The organism is Mailhella massiliensis, from assembly GCF_900155525.1.
GTDB lineage: Bacteria > Desulfobacterota > Desulfovibrionia > Desulfovibrionales > Desulfovibrionaceae > Mailhella > Mailhella massiliensis.
The window spans coordinates 215,239-233,075 of the sequence record NZ_LT706951.1; the positions used below are offsets into that span (position 1 = coordinate 215,239).

16 protein-coding genes are annotated in these 17,837 nt (G+C 61.7%); 13 read left to right on the forward strand and 3 right to left on the reverse strand.

All coding sequences use genetic code 11. The features are described 5' to 3' along the window. Positions 1-378: 378 nt before the first annotated feature. Genes CZ345_RS17605 through purM form a run of 3 tightly spaced genes read right to left on the reverse strand, consistent with a single transcriptional unit; the run spans position 379 to position 4,014 of the window. Entirely contained in the window at positions 379-2,520 is a 2,142-nt protein-coding gene (locus tag CZ345_RS17605) for a pyridoxal phosphate-dependent aminotransferase (RefSeq protein WP_083717188.1), read from the reverse strand. After that, the gene (locus CZ345_RS06440) at positions 2,517-2,969 is read right to left on the reverse strand and encodes a 2-thiouracil desulfurase family protein (protein WP_420538680.1); all 453 of its coding nucleotides are present in this window, start codon (positions 2,967-2,969) and stop codon (positions 2,517-2,519) included. Before CZ345_RS06440 ends, CZ345_RS17605 begins: the two co-directional genes overlap by 4 nt. Next, positions 2,962-4,014, reverse strand: a complete 1,053-nt coding sequence (gene purM / locus CZ345_RS06445) for a phosphoribosylformylglycinamidine cyclo-ligase (RefSeq protein WP_077072357.1) — start codon at positions 4,012-4,014, stop codon at positions 2,962-2,964. Before purM ends, CZ345_RS06440 begins: the two co-directional genes overlap by 8 nt. Positions 4,015-4,389: 375 nt before the next feature. Here purM and CZ345_RS16560 point away from each other — a divergent pair, with 375 nt between their 5' ends. The 13 genes from CZ345_RS16560 (at position 4,390) to glyA (ending at position 17,796) form a co-directional block, all read left to right on the forward strand. Then, the gene (locus CZ345_RS16560; RefSeq protein ID WP_077072358.1) at positions 4,390-5,436 is read left to right on the forward strand and encodes a Smr/MutS family protein; all 1,047 of its coding nucleotides are present in this window, start codon (positions 4,390-4,392) and stop codon (positions 5,434-5,436) included. A 382-nt stretch (positions 5,437-5,818) separates the two neighbouring features. Further along, entirely contained in the window at positions 5,819-6,802 is a 984-nt protein-coding gene (glpX, locus tag CZ345_RS06455) for a class II fructose-bisphosphatase (RefSeq protein ID WP_077072359.1), read from the forward strand. 167 nt (positions 6,803-6,969) lie between these two features. Further along, entirely contained in the window at positions 6,970-7,929 is a 960-nt protein-coding gene (locus CZ345_RS06460; RefSeq protein ID WP_077072360.1) for an ACP S-malonyltransferase, read from the forward strand. A gap of 2 nt (positions 7,930-7,931) precedes the next feature. Beyond that, complete coding sequence (argS, locus tag CZ345_RS06465) at positions 7,932-9,599, forward strand: arginine--tRNA ligase (RefSeq protein WP_077072361.1); 1,668 nt, start codon at positions 7,932-7,934, stop codon at positions 9,597-9,599. Positions 9,600-9,601: 2 nt separating this feature from the next. Then, entirely contained in the window at positions 9,602-10,402 is an 801-nt protein-coding gene (locus CZ345_RS06470) for an SPOR domain-containing protein (protein WP_077072362.1), read from the forward strand. Positions 10,403-10,545: 143 nt separating this feature from the next. Next, positions 10,546-11,103 carry a YceD family protein gene (locus CZ345_RS06475; protein WP_077072363.1) on the forward strand — a complete coding sequence of 186 codons (558 nt, stop codon included), beginning with the start codon at positions 10,546-10,548 and terminating at the stop codon, positions 11,101-11,103. A 33-nt stretch (positions 11,104-11,136) separates the two neighbouring features. Further along, complete coding sequence (gene rpmF, locus CZ345_RS06480) at positions 11,137-11,322, forward strand: 50S ribosomal protein L32 (RefSeq protein WP_077072364.1); 186 nt, start codon at positions 11,137-11,139, stop codon at positions 11,320-11,322. Next, positions 11,312-12,361, forward strand: a complete 1,050-nt coding sequence (plsX, locus tag CZ345_RS06485; RefSeq protein WP_077072365.1) for a phosphate acyltransferase PlsX — start codon at positions 11,312-11,314, stop codon at positions 12,359-12,361. The genes rpmF and plsX overlap by 11 nt, the downstream gene beginning before the upstream one ends. A gap of 232 nt (positions 12,362-12,593) precedes the next feature. Continuing rightward, positions 12,594-13,598, forward strand: coding sequence for a beta-ketoacyl-ACP synthase III (locus CZ345_RS06490; protein ID WP_077072366.1), 1,005 nt, complete (start codon positions 12,594-12,596; stop codon positions 13,596-13,598). A 58-nt stretch (positions 13,599-13,656) separates the two neighbouring features. After that, positions 13,657-14,400 (forward strand): 3-oxoacyl-[acyl-carrier-protein] reductase, encoded by a 744-nt coding sequence (gene fabG / locus CZ345_RS06495; RefSeq protein WP_077072367.1) that lies wholly within the window; start codon positions 13,657-13,659, stop codon positions 14,398-14,400. 139 nt (positions 14,401-14,539) lie between these two features. Beyond that, entirely contained in the window at positions 14,540-14,776 is a 237-nt protein-coding gene (locus CZ345_RS06500) for an acyl carrier protein (protein ID WP_077072368.1), read from the forward strand. A gap of 480 nt (positions 14,777-15,256) precedes the next feature. Then, on the forward strand, positions 15,257-16,504 hold the full coding sequence (gene fabF, locus CZ345_RS06505) for a beta-ketoacyl-ACP synthase II (protein ID WP_077072990.1): 1,248 nt from the start codon (positions 15,257-15,259) through the stop codon (positions 16,502-16,504). A gap of 47 nt (positions 16,505-16,551) precedes the next feature. After that, positions 16,552-17,796: a serine hydroxymethyltransferase gene (gene glyA / locus CZ345_RS06510; RefSeq protein ID WP_077072369.1), complete on the forward strand. Its 1,245-nt coding sequence runs from the start codon at positions 16,552-16,554 to the stop codon at positions 17,794-17,796. The last annotated feature ends 41 nt before the right edge of the window (positions 17,797-17,837 follow it).

The following is a 17,837-nucleotide window of genomic DNA, read 5'->3' on the forward strand; positions in this document are numbered from 1 at the left end:
TGTCGGGGCTGAACAGGCGGGAAAGCCTTGCCAATGTTCTTTTCTTCTGTGTGTCGCGGAGCTGCGGGCTTGGAGGTTCGGACAGGTGTTTTCTGCGCGGAAGGACCGCCGGTATCCTATGGCCCGAAGCATGAAAACGGATGGGAAAAGACGGGAGAGAAGAAGAGGCGGCGCGGCGGGCGGATCATGCCGGGAACGGGGAATTCCCGGTCATGGACGGCGGAAGAAGAAACGGGGCGAAGGGCGCGCTCTGCTCCAAGAGGGGGGCTTCCGGGCGGCGTCCATATGAGAAAGGGGGAGATGAAGAGCAGGTCGGAAAACGCAAAAACGCGCCGGAGCGTTTGCCCCGGCGCGTTTTTATCGGCAGGTTGCGGAAGGTCAGCCTTTCAGCGCCTTGCGGAAGCCTTCGGCCGAACGCTCGATGACGGCGTCTTCCACGGCAAACGAGAGGCGGAAATAGCCGGGATAGCCGAAGCCGGAACTCGGCACGGCAAGAACGAGGTTCTGCGTAAGGCGTTCCACAATGGCCTTGTCGTCGCCGCCCGGGGCCTTGGGGAAGAAGTAGAAGGTGCCCTTCGGCAGCGTGAATTCGTAGCCTGCGTCGGACAGAATGGCGGCAAGGCGGTTGCGGCGGCGGGTATAGACGGCGAGAGCCTCTTCGGTGGAGGTGCCGAGGCATTCCGCCATGAGGTACTGGCCCACCACGGGCGGGTTGACGAAGCCGAGCACGCGGTTGGAGAAGATAAGGCCGTCCATGAGCTTGTCCGCATCGTCCATGGCGGGATTTATGGCGATGTAGCCCACTCTTTCCCCGGCCATGCCGTAATTCTTGGCAAAGGAGCTGATGACCACGGCGTGCTTGTAGAGCGGAAGCGCGGCGGGAACTTCCAGGCCGTCGTAGGCAAGGAAGCGGTAGGGTTCGTCGGCAATGAGGTAGATGACGCGCCCGATGCGCTTCGAGGCTTCCTCAAGCATGGCGGCGAGGGCGGCAATGTCTTCCTTCGTGTACACCGCGCCGGAAGGGTTGTTGGGCGAGTTGATGATGACGGCCCGGGTGCGCGGCGTGACGGCGGCGGCAAGGGCCTCCACGTCGGGGCCGAAGTCTTCCGCCCGGCAGGGCACGGGCCGCAGCGTTCCGCCGTGATTGCTCACATAGAAGCGGTATTCGCCGAAGAAGGGCGCGACGGTGAGCACCTCGTCGCCGGGTTCCAGCACGGTATGGAAAAAGGCGTTCATCACGCCTGCCGCGCCGCAGCCGAGCATGACGTGCCTTGCCTCAAGGGCGGTCTGCTGCTGGAGACTCAGCCATGCGGCCAGCTTTTCCCGCGCCCAGGCGAAGCCGCCGTTGGGCATGTAGCCGAGAATGCCCGGCTCGGAAAGGCGGGCGGCAAGGGCGCTCATGGCGCGCCTGGCTTCCGCAGGCGGGGCGAGATCGGGATTGCCGAGGCTGAAGTCGCACACGGCGTCGGCCCCGTATTTTTTGCGAAGTTCGATGCCGGCCTCGAACATGCGCCGGATCATGGAACCCTGGGAAAGGTTTTGCTCCATGGCGGAGCTGATAACGGAAGCGGACATGGCAGACTCCTTGAAGGTTGGGAGGGAAACGGAGAGCGTGGGGGCGATTCCGGCCTCCGGGGCGTCGGAATCGTTGCTCTGCGGAAAAAGAGGCGGACAGGGGAGGGGCAGGGCCGGATCGTCCAGCGCGGCAAGGGCTTCATCGAGCCTGTCCAGCCAGAGGTCGATGAAGGCCGGATCGTCGGCAAGACCGCGCAGTTCCGCCTGGCAGCGGTATCCGGCGGCTTCAATGCGGCTTTTCCAGGAACCGGGAGCCGTGCCCGCCATATCTTCCAGCGTATGACGCCCCACAAGGGAAAGCAGGGGCATGAGCCACACGCGGCGGGAGGGAGGCGCTTCCTGCGCCAGGGCGGGCAGAAGAATGTCGAGCCCGTCGGAGGGGAGGGCATTTTCTTCCGCGCGGCGCAGGCCCCGGCCCACCATGCAGGCGATATGGATATGAGCGTCCAGTTCCCGCACGGCGTCCGCCAGGCGTCGGTAAAGGATGTCGCACTCGTGACGGCTGCCGTGAGCCATGTATATCACGGGCTCGTCGGGGGCGCGGAGCGGGGAAAGATGGCGGATGAGCGTGTGCGCGGCACAGGCGATGGCATGATCGCCTGGCCCGGAAAGCAGGGGCATACCGAGACTGACGGCAAGCCCGTCATCCTCCATGCCCGCGCGGCACTCGGCGGCCACGGCTCCGTATTCCATGCCGGGAATAAGGTGCAGGGGCTGCACGGCCACATGGGTGTAGCGTTCAAAACGCATACGCTTCAGCGCCTTGATGACGGAATCGGATTTGGTGCGGGAGCTGGCAAGGCGCATCCGCATGGTTTCCGACGTGAAGGCCCAGCGCACGGGCAGGGAGAAACGTGCCTCCGCAGCAGCCTGCACGGCGCGCAGGGCGCTCGCCCCGCGTATGTTGCCGAAACCGTAGGCCGCGAGGAGAATACCGCGTTTCATGCCTGTTCCGAGGAAAAGGTTTCTTCGGTAAAGAGCTGGAAGCCCTTTTTACGCAGAAGTTCGGCGAAGAGGCCGTCGCCGTCGATAAGGGTATGGGTGAAGGTGCCGTCGTAAATGCGCCCGCACCCGCAGGAAGGGGACCGCGCCTTGAGTATGGCGGCCGAACAGCCGCATTCTTCCGCAATGTAGAGCGCGGCTTCCGCTCCGGCGGCAAAGGCTTCCGTCACGTCCTCCCCGGTGGCGAAGCAGACCCGTCCGCCCTTGCGTTCGCTGGGCGTACGCGGCGTGGGCAGGCCCCCCAGCACTTCGGGGCATACGGGTACGGCCTCTCCCGCTTCCACAAGCGCGGCCACTTCCGCCCTCAGGTTGGAGCGGCCGTCGTAACGGCAGCACTGGCCCGCAAGGCAGGCGCTCACCACATAGCGGCAGGGCTTTTTCAGCTCAGTCAAAGGAAATCTCCACCTGTTCCTGATGTTCCTTGCGGCGGACTATGGTGCCTATCTCCCAGGCTTCCGTGTGCATGGACTTGAAGCGGGGGAGCATGTCGTCGGCCGTGGCCCTGTCGGTGATCATGATGTAGCCTATGCCGCAGTTGAAGATCTGGAGCATTTCCGGCCAGGTGAGATTCCCCTGTTCCCTGATCCAGTCGAAAATGGCGGGGTGTTCCCAGCTGTTGAAGCGGATGTTCGCACATACGGAAGGCGAAAGCACGCGGGGAATGTTGTCGTAGAAGCCGCCGCCCGTGATGTGGACCATGCCCTTGATGGGCAGATCGCGCATGATGGATTTGACCTGATCGGCATAGATGACCGTGGGCGTGAGCAGCACGTCGGCAAAGGTGCGGTCCGTTCCGGGAACGATGTCGTCGCCCTTGACGCCGCTTTCCTCATAGATTCTGCGTACCAGCGAATAGCCGTTGGAATGAAGCCCGGAGGAGGCGAGACCGATGATCACGTCGCCTACGCTGATGGTGGAGCCGTCCACTATCCTGGGGCCGTCCACGATGCCTACGCAGAAGCCTGCGAGATCGTAGTCGCCCCTGGCGTACATGCCGGGCATTTCCGCCGTTTCTCCGCCGAGAAGCGTGCAGCCGCTCTGGCGGCAGCCTTCCACGATGCCGCCCACCACCGTGGCGGCAAGGTCGACGTCAAGCTCGCCGCAGGAAAAGTAGTCGAGGAAAAAGAGAGGCTTGGCTCCGAGCACCAGGCAGTCGTTCACGCTCATGGCCACAAGGTCTATGCCTACGGTGTCGTGCCGGTTGAAAAGAGAGGCCATTTTGAGCTTCGTGCCGACGCCATCGGTACCGGACACGAGAACCGGCGACTGCATACCCGTGATGTCGGGACGGAACAGGCCGCCGAAGCCGCCTATGTCCGAAAGGACGCCATGGGTCTGCGTGCTGGCCACCATGTCTTTAATGCGGGCGACCAGTTCGTTGCCCGCGTTGATGTTCACACCCGCTGAGGTGTATGCGTCGGACCGGGAAACACTCATCTTCTTATCTCCTCAATGAAAGCGGGCGTACCCGCCGGGCGAAAGCCCCTTTGATTGCGCCCCCTGCGCGCCCCGGAAAAGGGAAATCCCCCGCTTCCGGGCATGTTCCGCCCCAGGGGCGCAAACAGGTGCCCCATATTAATAGTCACTTCCTCCGCGTTTGCCAAGTTTTTTTAGCGGAGGCGTCTTCGGAAAGAGAGGTCGACATCATCTTCGTTTTTCTGTCCGGCAGAGAAGGCGAGGGCACGACCCGGAGGGGTATTTTTTCCCGCACGGTGAGCGGAGGAGCTTTTTCATGCCCTTGCTTTTCCCCGCGGAAGCCTTAGAACATGGCAGGTAACGCAGCATCAGCACGCAAACATTGAGGCGGTTGTCATGAGCAAAGATCCTTCCAATCCGTTTTCCATGCTTAATGCGCGGGATTTTCCCTCCCGCAACAACAGAGAAAATACCCGGAAATCGCGCCAGCCCAAGACGGTGGTGAAGAACAGGGATGCCGAAGCGGCCGCACAGGATGCCGATGAGGCGCTTTTCCTGCAGGCCATGGGCGGCAACGTGCGGGCGCTCGAGCCTGCGGGTGGCCCGCATTCCGGCAGACAGAAGGCGAAGGGCGCGGGCGAAGCGGAAAGCGACAACGACATGTTCGCCCGAGAGCTGGAGAAGAAGGGCGTGAAGCGTATGCTCAGAAAAAGCTCCGCACCGGAAGAGTCCGCGCCGCAGAAGAAGGAAAAGGAAGAATCCGCACCCGCCACGCTTACGGCCATGGCGCTTGCCGGCGCCCGCATAGGCGGAAGCGACGACGCCTCGCTGCTGAACGAGGCCGCGGGGCAGGCGGATGAAAAGGACGACAGCCGGGATTTCTTTTCCGCCATCAAGGGAACCGTTCCTTTGAACGGCAGGGGCCGCGACGTGCCCGTGGAACCCGAAGCCCCCGTTGTTCCCGTGACGGACCCGAGGCACCCTCTGCAGGACTTCATGGAGGGCAAGGTGGAATTTTCCGTGGCCAGCACCGACGAGTATGCGGAAGGCCATGTGGTGGGGCTCGACCTCATGATCGTGTCTCAGCTGCAGTCCCGCCAGTTCAGCCCGGAGGCGCACATCGACCTTCACGGCCTGAACTGCGAGCAGGCGTTTCAGAATCTGGTGGGCTTTTTCCGCAGTTCCTACTACAAGGGCGTGCGTACGGCTCTGGTGGTGACGGGGCGCGGGCTCAATTCCTTCAACGGCGTGCCGGTGCTGCGCTTCCGCGTGCAGCAGTGGTTCACGCAGGATCCCTTCAAGCGCGTGGTGCTCGCCTTCTGCACGGCGAAACAGGAGGACGGCGGAGCCGGGGCCTTTTATGTGCTCCTGCGCAAGTACAAGAAAAGTTCCGGGAAAATCCGCTGGGACGTCATGCCCTCCGATCCTGATCTGTATCTCTGATCCGAAAGGACGCTTTTTTCGCACCGGGAAAAGGGCGGCGTATCTTTTCGACACGGATTCTCATGCCCCGTTGACGCGTTCCGCGCCGGCGGGGCTTTTTTCCTGCATGATTTTTCCGGGAGAAAGCGGAATTTCGGTAAAAAGTCATGCCGGAATCAGGCAGGACTGCACGCCCCGCACGGTACGAGTTCTTTCGGCGGCGGAAAAGAACGGGATATACGGGGAATATTGCAAAATCTTGCAGCCTTTTTTCAAGCAGGGCTTTAACTTTACACGGCGACCTTTTACTCTTGATGAAAAATCCGTGCTCGGCTATAGTTGCTTGACTGCGGCCTGTATTTGGGCCTTCATGCAAACAACCCCCTTTCCGAGGAAGGACGATATGCAAGCTCCTGAAAAAAATCTGGCATTTGATCTGCTCCGTGTAACGGAATCCGCGGCTCTTTCGGCGGCGCGCTGGCTGGGAAAGGGCGCCAAGGAGGACGGCGACGGAGCGGCCGTGGACGCCATGCGTCTTTCCTTTGATTCCCTCTCCATCCGCGGGCGCGTCGTCATCGGCGAAGGCGCCAAGGATGAGGCTCCCATGCTGTACAACGGCGAGGAGGTGGGGGACGGAACCGGGCCTGAGATCGACATCGCCGTCGATCCCGTGGAAGGCACCAACCTGCTGGCGCTGGGCCGTCCCAACGCCATAGCGGTGATAGGCGCCTGCAAATCGGGCTACATGTACAACCCCGGTTCCAGCTATTACATGAAGAAGCTCGTGGTGGGCCGCGAAGCCCGCGACGTGGTGGATATCGACGCCCCCGTGGCCGACAACCTGCACGCCGTGGCCCGCGCCGTGGGCAAGGACATCAACGATCTTGTGGTCTTCGTGCTCGACAAGCCCCGTCACAAGGGCCTCATTGAGGAAATCCGCAAAACGGGCGCGCGCATCACGCTGCATACCGACGGCGACGTCGCCGGTTCGCTCATGGTGGCCGACCCCAGCGTGGACGTGGATGTCATGATGGGAACCGGCGGTACGCCGGAAGGCGTGATTTCCGCCTGCGCCATCAAGGGCGTGGGCGGGCAGATGTTCGGCCGCTTCGATCCGCAGTCCGAGGCCGAACGTCAGGCCATGATCGCGGAAGGCACGCGGCTCGATGAAATCCTTACCGTGGATTCCATCATCCGTGCCGACGACGCCTTCTTTGCCGCCACCGGTATTTCCGGCGGAACCTTCCTCGGCGGAGTGAGCTACTCCGGGCGGGGTGCGGTGACCCATTCTCTGGTCATCCGCGCCAAGACCGGCACCTTCCGCTACATCGAGTCGCATCATAACTGGGAGAGACTGATGAAGTTCAGCTCCGTCCGTTACGACTAGACGTTTCCCGGAAAGAACCGGCAATCGCGCCGTCCGACGTTTTGTGGCGGGCGGCGCAAACCATGGGGAGCGTATGCCGTCTCCCCCGAAAGGTTGAGAATGAAGGGCCCCGCCCCAAGGGCGGCGGCCCGTGTGTTATGACCCATAATCCATTCAAGGAGTATGGAATGAGCAGTGTTCAGACTGCCATCCTGTTCCCCGGTCAGGGGGCGCAGGCATCCGGCATGGGGCGGCGTCTTGCCGAGGCGTCCGCCGATATCATGGATCTCTGGAAGAAGGCGGAAAGCATCAGCGGCCTGCCTCTGCGTGAAATATACTGGGAAAGCGAAGACGCCACTCTCATGGCCGAAACCCGCAATCTTCAGCCCGCCATCACGGTGGTGAACCTCGCTCTGTGGATGAGCGTGGCCGATCGCCTTTCTCCCGCCTGCGCGGCGGGGCACAGCCTCGGTGAATTCAGCGCTCTGGCCGCTGCCCGCGTGCTCGACATGGACAAGGTGCTGGAACTTGTTTCCCTGCGCGGCCGCCTCATGGCCGACGTGGATCCGGAACACATAGGCACCATGTGCGCCATGATCCGCCTTTCCCAGGAGCAGGTGGAAACCGTGGCCAGGGAAGTTTCCGAAAGCACCGGCAAGCTCGTGCGCGTGGCCAATAAGAACACGCCCCTGCAGTTCGTGCTGAGCGGTCACCGCGAGGCCGTGGAAGCCGCCGCCGAACGCCTGAAGGCGGAAAACCCGCGCGCCAAGGGCTTCCCCCTGGCCGTGAGCGGCGCGTTCCATACCCCGATGATGGCCGAAGCTTCCGCCGAATTCTCCAAGCTGCTGGACAAGCAGGACTGGCACGACGCCGCCTTCCCCATCTATTTCAACATCAACGGCGAACCTCTGAGCGATGCGGAATCCATCCACAGCGCCATGCGCCGTCAGATGACCTCTTCCGTATGCTGGGTGGACACCATCGCCCATCAGTGGCGCGACGGTGTGCGCCGCTGGGTGGAATTCGGCCCTCAGGGCGTGCTCACCCGCATGGTCCGGCCCATTCTCGTGGCCGCCGATGTTGCCGACGGCAGCTACACCACTGTTCACATCCCCAACAAAGACGCCGTGGATGCGTTTGAAGGATAACGATGCGCGACATACTTCTCATTGAAAAGGCCCTGCGGGACATTGTGGCCGGTCAGGGCTGGGAATGGCCGGAAAAGGCCGTTCTGGAAATCCCCAGGGATGAAAAGCACGGGGATCTGGCCACCAACCTGGCCATGGTTCTCGCCAAACAGGCCAAGTCCGCTCCCCGCGCCGTGGCCGAAAAGCTTGTGGCTGCACTGTGCGAAAAGTTCCCCGGTCTCGTGACGGCCGAAATCGCCGGTCCGGGATTCATCAACATCACCTTCGCCCCGTCGTTCTGGCAGGGAGTGGTGCTTGACGTGGAAGAGCAGGGCAGGGCCTTCGGTTCCTCGAAGAACGGCGGCGGTCGCCGCATCGTGGTGGAGTATGTTTCCGCCAACCCCACCGGTCCGCTGCACATCGGCCACGGGCGCGGCGCCGCCGTGGGCGATTCCCTCACCCGCCTGCTCCGTTTTGCCGGGTATGATGTTTCCACGGAATACTATATCAACGATGCGGGCAGGCAGATGCGCCTGCTCGGTGATTCCGTGTACCTTCGTATGCGCGAGCTGCTCAACCTGCCCGTGGTCTATCCCGAAGATCCCAAGGGCTGGTATCACGGCGACTACATCCGCGACATCGCCCGGGAGATGCTGGAAAAGGATCCCGAGCTGCCGAACCGTCCCGAGGCCGAGGCCAAGGACCTCTGCTATGAATATGCCTGCGCCACCATTCTGGCCGGCATTAAGGAAGACCTCAGGGAATTCCGCGTGGAGCATCAGGTCTGGTTTTCGGAAAAGAGCCTTGTGGACGCCGGCAAGGTGGAGGAAGCCTTCGACAAGCTGCGCGGCATGGGCCTTGTGTACGACAAGGACAACGCCGTCTGGCTGGCCACGGAGCAGTTCGGCGACGACAAGGACCGCGTGCTTCGCAAGAGCGACGGCTATCTGACCTACTTCGCCTCCGATATCGCCTATCATGCCAACAAGTTCGAACGCGGCTTCGATGAATGCATCGACGTGTGGGGCGCGGATCATCACGGCTATGTGCCCCGTATGAAGGCCGCCATCACCTGTATGCAGCACGACCCGGAAAACGACTTCCATGTGGTGCTCATCCAGATGGTGAACCTCATGCGCGGCGGGGAACCCGTGGCCATGTCCACGCGTTCCGGTGAATTCGTGACGCTGCGCGAGGTGCTCGACGACGTGGGCACGGATGCCGCCCGCTACATGTTCCTGTCCCGCAAGAGCGACAGCCCCCTGGACTTCGATCTTGACCTCGTGAAGCAGCGCAACATGGAAAACCCGGTGTACTATGTGCAGTACGCCCATGCCCGTGTGGCCGCGCTTCTGCGCCGTGCCGCCGACAGGGGCGTGACGGTTCCCGAGAAGAGCACGGCCGACATGCTGACTCCGCTTACCTCTGCGGACGATCTGGCGCTTCTGCGCGAAGTGGAACGCTTCCGCAACGTGGTGGAGGACGCCGCCCGTGCCCGTGCCGCCCATCCCGTGAGCTTCTATCTTATGGATCTTGCCGGCAGACTGCACAGCTACTATGCCAACAATCCTGTCCTGAGCGGCGACGATGAAGCCGTGATGAAGGCCCGTCTGGTGCTTCTGCGTGCCGTGAGCGTGGTCATCGCCAACGGTCTTGATCTGCTCGGCGTGAGCGCGCCGGAATCCATGTAGTCATGGCGAACGCGTTTTATCGCAATTCCTCTTCCAGCGCGAAGAAAAACAGCGACCGGGAACGCCGCCAGCCGGTGTTCTCGGCCTCTGAGGAAAGTTCTGAAGCCGCGGCCGGAGAGGCCGCGGCCGAGAACGAATCCTCCCCGCGCAGAAGCTCGGCCCCCCGTGCGGAAGGCCGCGGCGTGCTCATCTGGAAGGCGAATATCACGCCTTCCGCTCTGGTGACCATAAGCGTGCTCGCCCTGGTGCTTCTGGGGTTCAGCTTCCTTTCCGGCGTCATTGTGGGGCGCAGCAGTATGCCGCTGCCTCAGGCTCTGGAACTGGAAAGGCTTCTTGCGGACGAGACCCCGGCGGGCGAAGGGGAGGCTGAGGAGAAGGAGAAGATTCTTCCCAAGGAAGAGCTGCGCTTCATGACCAGTCTGAAGAGCGATCCTTCGGGCGGCGTGCTTTCCGATGCACAGCCGCAGGCCGCGTCCGCCGCTCCGGCGGTGACGCAGGAGAAGCCGAAAGAGGAAAAGCCGAAGCAGGAAGTGCAGAAGCCGAAGGAACCGCAGTTCGACTATGTGCTCCGTGTGGCGGCGTTCAAGGAGCAGGCGCAGGCGAAGGCTCTGGCCGAGAGGCTGACGAAGGACGGCCTGAAGACGCGCCGCACCCAGACCAAGACCAAGCGCGGCACCTGGTACTATGTGCAGGTGCTCTTCCGGGGAAGCAAGGCCGATCTTCAGATGATGCGCCGCACGCTCGACAAATACGGTCTGCACGACGCCATGCTCGTGAGTGAAAAGGCCGTGAAGGGCAGATAGCGGCCGCCTGTTCCGATGGAGAGTCCCGTTTTCTTTTCGGAGGAAGGGGGCGGACGGAGCCGAAATTCCCTGCGGAAGCCGGGGACAGAGGCTTGACAAAGATGGCTGCCGTCGGTATTTTGTCATGTTTCCAGAGGTAAGGCATGGATTTAAGACACATCGCACTGAATGAGATAGAGCCGCAGGGACGCTCCATAACCGTTTCCGACAGGGACGTGTGGGAGAACCCGGCGAAGGAATATCATCTTTCCTGTCGCATGGTTGAGCCTGTGGTCGCGGAAGTGTTCGTGCTTCCGCAGCAGGACGGCTGCTTCATCCGGGGTACGATCAGGGGTGTGGTGGCCATGCCGTGCAACCGCTGCATGGAAGAAACTCTTGTGGTGCTGAACCAGAGCTTCGACGAGTTCGAGGAGTATCCCTCGACTGCCGAAACCGAACCGGAAGAGAATGATCCCGCCGGACTTCTGGATGAATGTGTCGTGACCATGGAAGGCGGAGCGCCTTTCCTTGATCTGGCATCGCTTTTGTGGGAGGAGTTTTCGCTGGCCCTGCCGGTGAAGCCCCTCTGCCGGCCGGACTGCCGGGGTCTGTGCCCCGAGTGCGGCAAAAATCTTAATGAAGGTGCCTGCGGCTGTTCCCGCGACAGCGGTGATCCGCGGCTGGCTGCTCTGCGTCAACTGAAAGTGAAACATCAGGGGTAACATCCCCCCGTTTCCGAGATAAGGAGAAACATCATGGCCGTTCAGCAGAACAAAAAGTCCCACTCCAAAAAGTGCATGCGTCGTTCTCATGACCGTGTGGCCAAGCCCACCGTCATCTACTGCTCCTGCGGCGCTCCCACCAAGCCTCACAGCGTTTGCCCCTCCTGCGGCAAGTACGACGGCCGCCAGGTAGAACCTGTGGCCGCCGATGAGCAGTAGTCGTCCAAGGCTGGCCGTGGACGCCATGGGGGGCGATTTCGGCCCTTCCGTGGTGGTCCCCGGCGCGCTTCAGGCCGCCCGCAACACGGGCGCGAAGGTCATCCTTGTCGGTATTGAGGAAGAGATCCGCAAGACGCTTGCCGATCTTTCCCAAGAGGACGGGGAAGGGGAACTTTTCGAGATCGTCAACGCCACGCAGCTGGTGGAGATGACCGACAAACCTTCCGAAGTTCTGCGTACCAAGAAGGATTCCTCCATGCAGGTGGCATGCAGGCTGGTCCGCCAGGGGGAAGCCGACGCTTTCATCAGCGCCGGCCATTCCGGTGCGGCCTATGCCTGCGGCATGTTCATTCTCGGGCGCATTCCCGGGGTGGAACGTCCTGCGCTGGCTTCCGTGATTCCCACGGAGAAGTCGCCCATGCTGCTTCTCGACGTGGGCGCCAACGTGGAATGCCGCCCTCACCATCTTTTTCAGTTCGGCCTCATGGGGTCCACCTTCGTCAAGGATATCCTCGGCTATGAGGAACCCCGCGTCGGCATTCTGAGCATCGGTGAGGAGGAAGGGAAGGGCAATTCGCTCGTCAAGAGCAGTTATGAACTGCTCAAGCAGGCTTCCAACCTCAACTTCATCGGTAACGCCGAGGGCAGAGATCTGTTCACCGGCGATATCGACGTCGCGGTCTGCGACGGCTTCGTGGGCAACATCGCCCTCAAGCTGAGCGAGGGGCTGGCTTCTTCCCTTACGCATCTTCTGAAAAGAGAGCTTCTGAACAACGGCGTTCTTCCCAAGATCGGCGCCATGCTTTCCATGAAGGCTTTCCAGAATTTCAAGAAGATGGTGGACTATGCGGAATACGGCGGCGCGCCGCTGCTCGGTCTGAAGGGCATTGCCATCGTCTGTCACGGCAAGTCCAACGCCAAGGCCATCACGAGCGCCGTGACCATGGCCAACACCTATGTGGTCAAGGGAACGCAGCAGCGTCTCGTGGAGACGATCAGCGCCAACGAGGAGCTGACGAGCTACGGCCGTTCCGTGTAATCTCATGTATTTTTTTCACGCATCGCCTTCGCCTTCCGGCGGAGGCGGCGCGTGTCGTGTCGGCGGCGTATGTTCGCCGTCCGTCGAGACAAGGTGCTTTTTTTTTCACGCACCTGCCGGCCGCTTCGTCCCTGTGCGGAAAATGCGCGGCTTCTTTCGAGGCGGGGCCGTCGCGGCCCCCCTCGTCTCAACTGGGATCGGCTGCCTCCCGGGCGCCTCTCCGGACATCTTCATGAATCATCCCTGTTACATTTGCGGACTCGGCACCTTCATTCCTCCCCGTGTCATGACCAATCACGACCTGGAAAAGCTGGTGGAGACTTCCGACGAGTGGATCACCACCAGAACGGGCATCAAGGAACGTCATATCCTTGACGAAGGCGTCAATCCTTCCGACTGCGGTGTGGAAGCCGCGCGTGCCGCTCTGGCGGAGGCCGGAGTGTCGCCGGAAGAAGTCACGCATATTTTCGTAGCCACCTGCACTCCCGACTATCTCTGCCCCAGCACGGCCTGCGTCATTGCGGGCAAGCTCGGTCTGTCCGCCCAGGATGGCCGCAGGGGGGATGTGATGTGCCTGGACTTCAATGCCGCGTGCACGGGCTTCGTGTACGGGCTTGAACTGGCGCGCGCCATTGCAGGCACGCATGACGACGCTGTGGTGCTGCTTGTGGCTGCGGAAGGTCTGAGCCGCCGCACCAATTTTTCCGACCGCACCACCTGCGTGCTTTTCGGCGACGCCGCCGGGGCCGTGGTGCTCCGTTCCTGCGGAAAGAATGCCCTCTGGAGGCTGAGCGACGTGGTCTGTTCTTCCGACGGCTCCCTGCATGAGCTTATTCAGATAGGCGGGGGCGCGGCCTGCAGCATGAGGGAGGGCGACCCCGTGGGCGCGGACTGGTTCATTTCCATGCAGGGCATGGCGGTGTTCAAGCACGCCGTGCGCAGCATGGCGGAGGAGAGCCTCCGCATTCTGGAGCGCAACGGCATGAGCCTTGCGGAGCTCGATCTCTTCATTCCTCATCAGGCCAATCTCCGCATCATCAAAGCCGTGGGAGAAAGGCTGGGGCTGGATGAAGGCCATGTTTTCGCCAATGTGCAGCATTACGGCAACACCTCCGCCGCCACGCTTCCCGTGGCCATGGAGGACGCCCGCCGGACAGGCAGGCTGAAGCCGGGCATGAAGGTTCTTCTGACCAGCTTCGGCGGCGGCATGACCTGGGGTTCCGCGCTGCTGGCTTAGTTTCTCCGTTGTCATTTCCCCGGAAAACGCTTAGTATTCCCCTCATAGGAGCTTGAGCATGAGCGAACTCTCCCCCACCGCGCTTGTCACCGGCGGTTCCCGCGGCATCGGCCGCACCGTGGCGCTTACCCTCGCCGCCGCCGGATACCAGATATATTTCACCTATGTGAGCCGTCCCGAAGCGGCCATGCAGACCGTGGCCGATATCGAGGCCATGGGCGGGCACGCCCGCGCCTTCTGCCTGGATTCCGGCGATTCCGAAGCCGTTTCCCGTTTCTTTGCCGAAGAGATCAAGGGCAAGGTGCATCTTTCCGTACTCGTGAACAACGCGGGCATCACCCGAGACGGCCTTGTGCTCCGCATGAAGGACGAGGACTTCGACGCCGTGGTCAACACCAACCTGCGCGGCGCCTTCCTCTTTCTGCGTGAAGCGGCCAAGATCATGGCCCGTCAGCGCGAAGGCCGCATCATCAATATTTCCTCCGTGGTCGGTCAGATGGGCAATGCCGGTCAGATCAACTACGCCGCCGCCAAGGCGGGCCTCATAGGCATGACCAAATCCGCCGCCAAGGAACTGGGCGGGCGTTCCGTGACCGTGAACGCCGTTGCGCCCGGCTTCATTGAAACCGACATGACCGCCGCCCTCACGGAGGAGACGAAGAAGGCCTACGCCGCCTCCATTCCTCTGGGCCGTCTCGGTTCCGCGCAGGATGTGGCCGACGCCGTGGCCTTCCTGGCTTCCGATAAGGCCGCGTACATCACGGGGCAGGTCATTGCCGTGAACGGCGGTTTGTACTGCTGAAGATATTTCCGGAGCTATCCGGCTCCCCCCCCCTTCAGGTTCGCCGGAGGACGGGGAGTACTTTGAATGTGGTTGGCAGCCGGAGCAGCAGAGCTTCCGGCATGGATGTAGAAACCTGAAACACCCCCTGGAGGGAACCATGGCCGCCGTTGAAGATAAAGTTAAGCAGATCATCGTCGAACAGCTTCAGCTTTCTGAAGAAGAAGTGACCCCCGAAGCTTCCTTCATCGAAGATCTGGGTGCCGACTCTCTCGATCTTACCGAACTCATCATGGCTTTTGAAGAAGCCTTCGGTGTGGAAATCGCCGACGAAGACGCCCAGAAGATCCTGAAGGTCAAGGACGCCATCAACTATATTGAAAGCAAGCAGAAATAAGTCACTTCCTTTCATCTTGTTTTCATGAAGATGCCGGGGAGCCTCGCGTTCCCCGGCGTATTCGAGTTTAGAGCGATGTTGTTCCTGATCGCTCAGGCTCCGCATGAGGCAGAGGCGTGAAGCGCCTTGCAGAAGCGGAGCCCTATGCTCGCGCAGCGTATTCCGGCTGACGAGATGTTTCACTATCACCGTTCGCGGCATGGCGGCCTGACTGGCGGGCCGGGCTGCGGAGCACGCCGGCTTTTTTGCCGCTTCGGCAAAGGCGGCAGGGCGTGCCGACGGTTCCAGGGCAAAACTCTGACGGCCCGCACGCGCGGGTCGAGGGGCGCCTCTGAACGACGCCGTGAAAGGAGAGGTTCGCGGTAAGGACGTGCCATGGTCCGCACAAGGCGTGCGGAAGGCGGAAGCGGATATACGCCGACGCTGCACGTCCCCGGCAGGGGCATTTTCCCGTCACCTATTCATATGGAGTGCTTTCGCGTGGATCGTAAACGCATTGTCATCACCGGTCTTTCAGCCATCACGCCTCTGGGAACCAACCTGGAGAGCAGCTGGGAGGCCCTTCTTGCCGGCAAGTCCGGCATCGGCCGTATCTCCCAGTTTGATTCCACCGAATTTCCCACGCATATCGCGGGCGAAGTGAAGGATTTTACCCCCGAAGAATTCATCCCGGCCAAGCAGTGCCGCAAGATGGACCGCTTCTGTCAGCTGGCCGTCTGCGCGGGTATGCAGCTTGTGCAGCATTCCGGTCTCAAGATCGACGAGAGCAACGCCGGTCGCGTGGGCGTGGTGCTGGGCGTCGGTCTCGGCGGGCTCAAGACCATTGAAGATTTCCACGAAAAGCTGCGTACTTCCGGCCCCAACCGCGTTTCTCCCTTCTACATTCCCATGCTGATTTCCAACATGGCTCCCGGCCAGGTGGCCATTTTCACGGGTGCGAAGGGTATCAACGTCGTTGCCACGAGCGCCTGCGCCTCCGCGCTGCACGCCATCGGCAGCGCCTATGATCAGCTTGTGCTCGGCCGCGCCGATGCCGTCATCACCGGCGGCGCCGAATCCACCATCACGGAAATGGGCATTTCCGGCTTCACCTCCATGAAGGCGCTCTGCACCACCCATCAGGACGAGCCGGAAAAGGCCTCCCGTCCCTTCGATGCCGGTCGCGGCGGCTTCATCATGGGCGAGGGCGCGGGTATGCTCATGCTGGAAACCCTGGAACATGCCCAGGCCCGCGGTGCGAAGATCTATGCCGAAGTCGTGGGCTTCGGCGCTTCCGACGACGCCCACCACATGGTGGCGCCTCTGGAAACCGGCGAAGGCATGGCGGCCTGTATGCGCAACGCCCTGGCCGATGCGGGCCTCGCCCCTGAAGCCATCGACCATGTGAGCGCCCACGGCACCTCCACCCATGCCAACGACGCGGCCGAAACCCGAGCGCTGCACGAAGTGTTCGGCGACCATGCGAAGAACCTGGCCATCACGGCCGTCAAGTCGCAGATCGGCCACCTTCTCGGTGCTTCCGGCGGCGCGTCCAGCGTGTTTGCCGCGCTTTCCCTGTTCACCGGCATGGTGCCCGGCACCATCAATCAGGAAACTCCTGATCCCGAGTGCGATCTCAACTACATGGGCGAAGGATCGAAGAAGCTCGATCCCGGCTATGCCATGATAAATTCCTTCGGTTTCGGCGGCACCAACGCAAGCCTCATACTGAAGAAGTTTACCGCGTAATCTGCAGGGCCGGGGTACCGGCCCTCAATTTTCAGGAACGGAGAACCATGGAAGAACTGATTTTGCGCGACCCCGAAGTCGCGGACGCCATCTGGAAGGAATCCCGCCGTCAGGTGAGCAAGCTTGAGCTCATAGCCTCGGAAAACTTCGTATCCGTCGCCGTGCGCGAGGCGCAGGGCTCCATCATGACGCATAAGTACGCCGAGGGGTACCCGGGCAAGCGTTACTATGGCGGCTGCGAATTCGTGGACATCGTGGAAAACCTTGCCCGCGACCGTGCGATGAAGCTGTTTGACTGCGACTATGCCAACGTGCAGCCCCATGCCGGCAGTCAGGCCAACATGGCCGCCTACCTGGCGCTCATCAAGCCCGGCGATACGGTGATGGGCATGGATCTTTCCCATGGCGGCCACCTCACCCACGGCAGCCCCGTGAACTTTTCCGGCAGGGCCTATCACTTCGTGCCTTACGGCGTGAACCGTGAAACGGGCTGCATCGACTACGACGAGCTGGAAAAGACGGCCCGCGAATGCCGCCCCGCGCTCATCGTGGCGGGCGCCAGCGCCTATTCCCGCATCATCGATTTCGAGCGTTTCCGCAAGATTGCCGATGAAGTGGGCGCGAAGCTCATGGTGGACATGGCCCACATCGCAGGCCTTGTCGCCGCAGGGCTCCATCCTTCTCCGCTTCCCTGGGCGGACATCACCACGACCACCACGCACAAGACCCTGCGCGGGCCGCGCGGCGGCATGATACTCACCTCCCGCGGGGAAGAGTACGGCAAGTCCATCAACAGCAAGGTGTTCCCCGGTATGCAGGGCGGTCCGCTCATGCACATCATCGCCGCCAAGGCCGTGGCCTTCGGCGAAGCGCTTCGTCCTGAATTCAAGGAATATCAGGCGCAGATTCTGCGCAACGCCAAAGTGCTCGCCGCCTGCCTCACCGATGCCGGATACTCTCTCGTTTCCGGCGGTACGGACAATCACCTCATGCTGCTGGATCTGAGCGACAAGGACATCACCGGCAAGGATGCCGAACATGCTCTCGATCTTGCCGGCATCACGGTGAACAAGAACACCGTGCCCTTTGAAACGCGTTCCCCCTTCGTCACTTCCGGCGTGCGCATCGGCACGGCCGCGCTCACCACGCGCGGCATGAAGGAAAAGGACATGGAAAAGGTGGGCGGCTGGATTGTGGACGTGCTTGCCCATACCACCAACGAATCCCGCCTTGCGGAGATTCGTGGTGAAGTGGAAGCCTTCGCCTGCGATTTCCCGCTGTTCGCCTGGTAAAAAAGCATGGGCGGCTTTGCGCACGGCATCTGCGCGGGGCC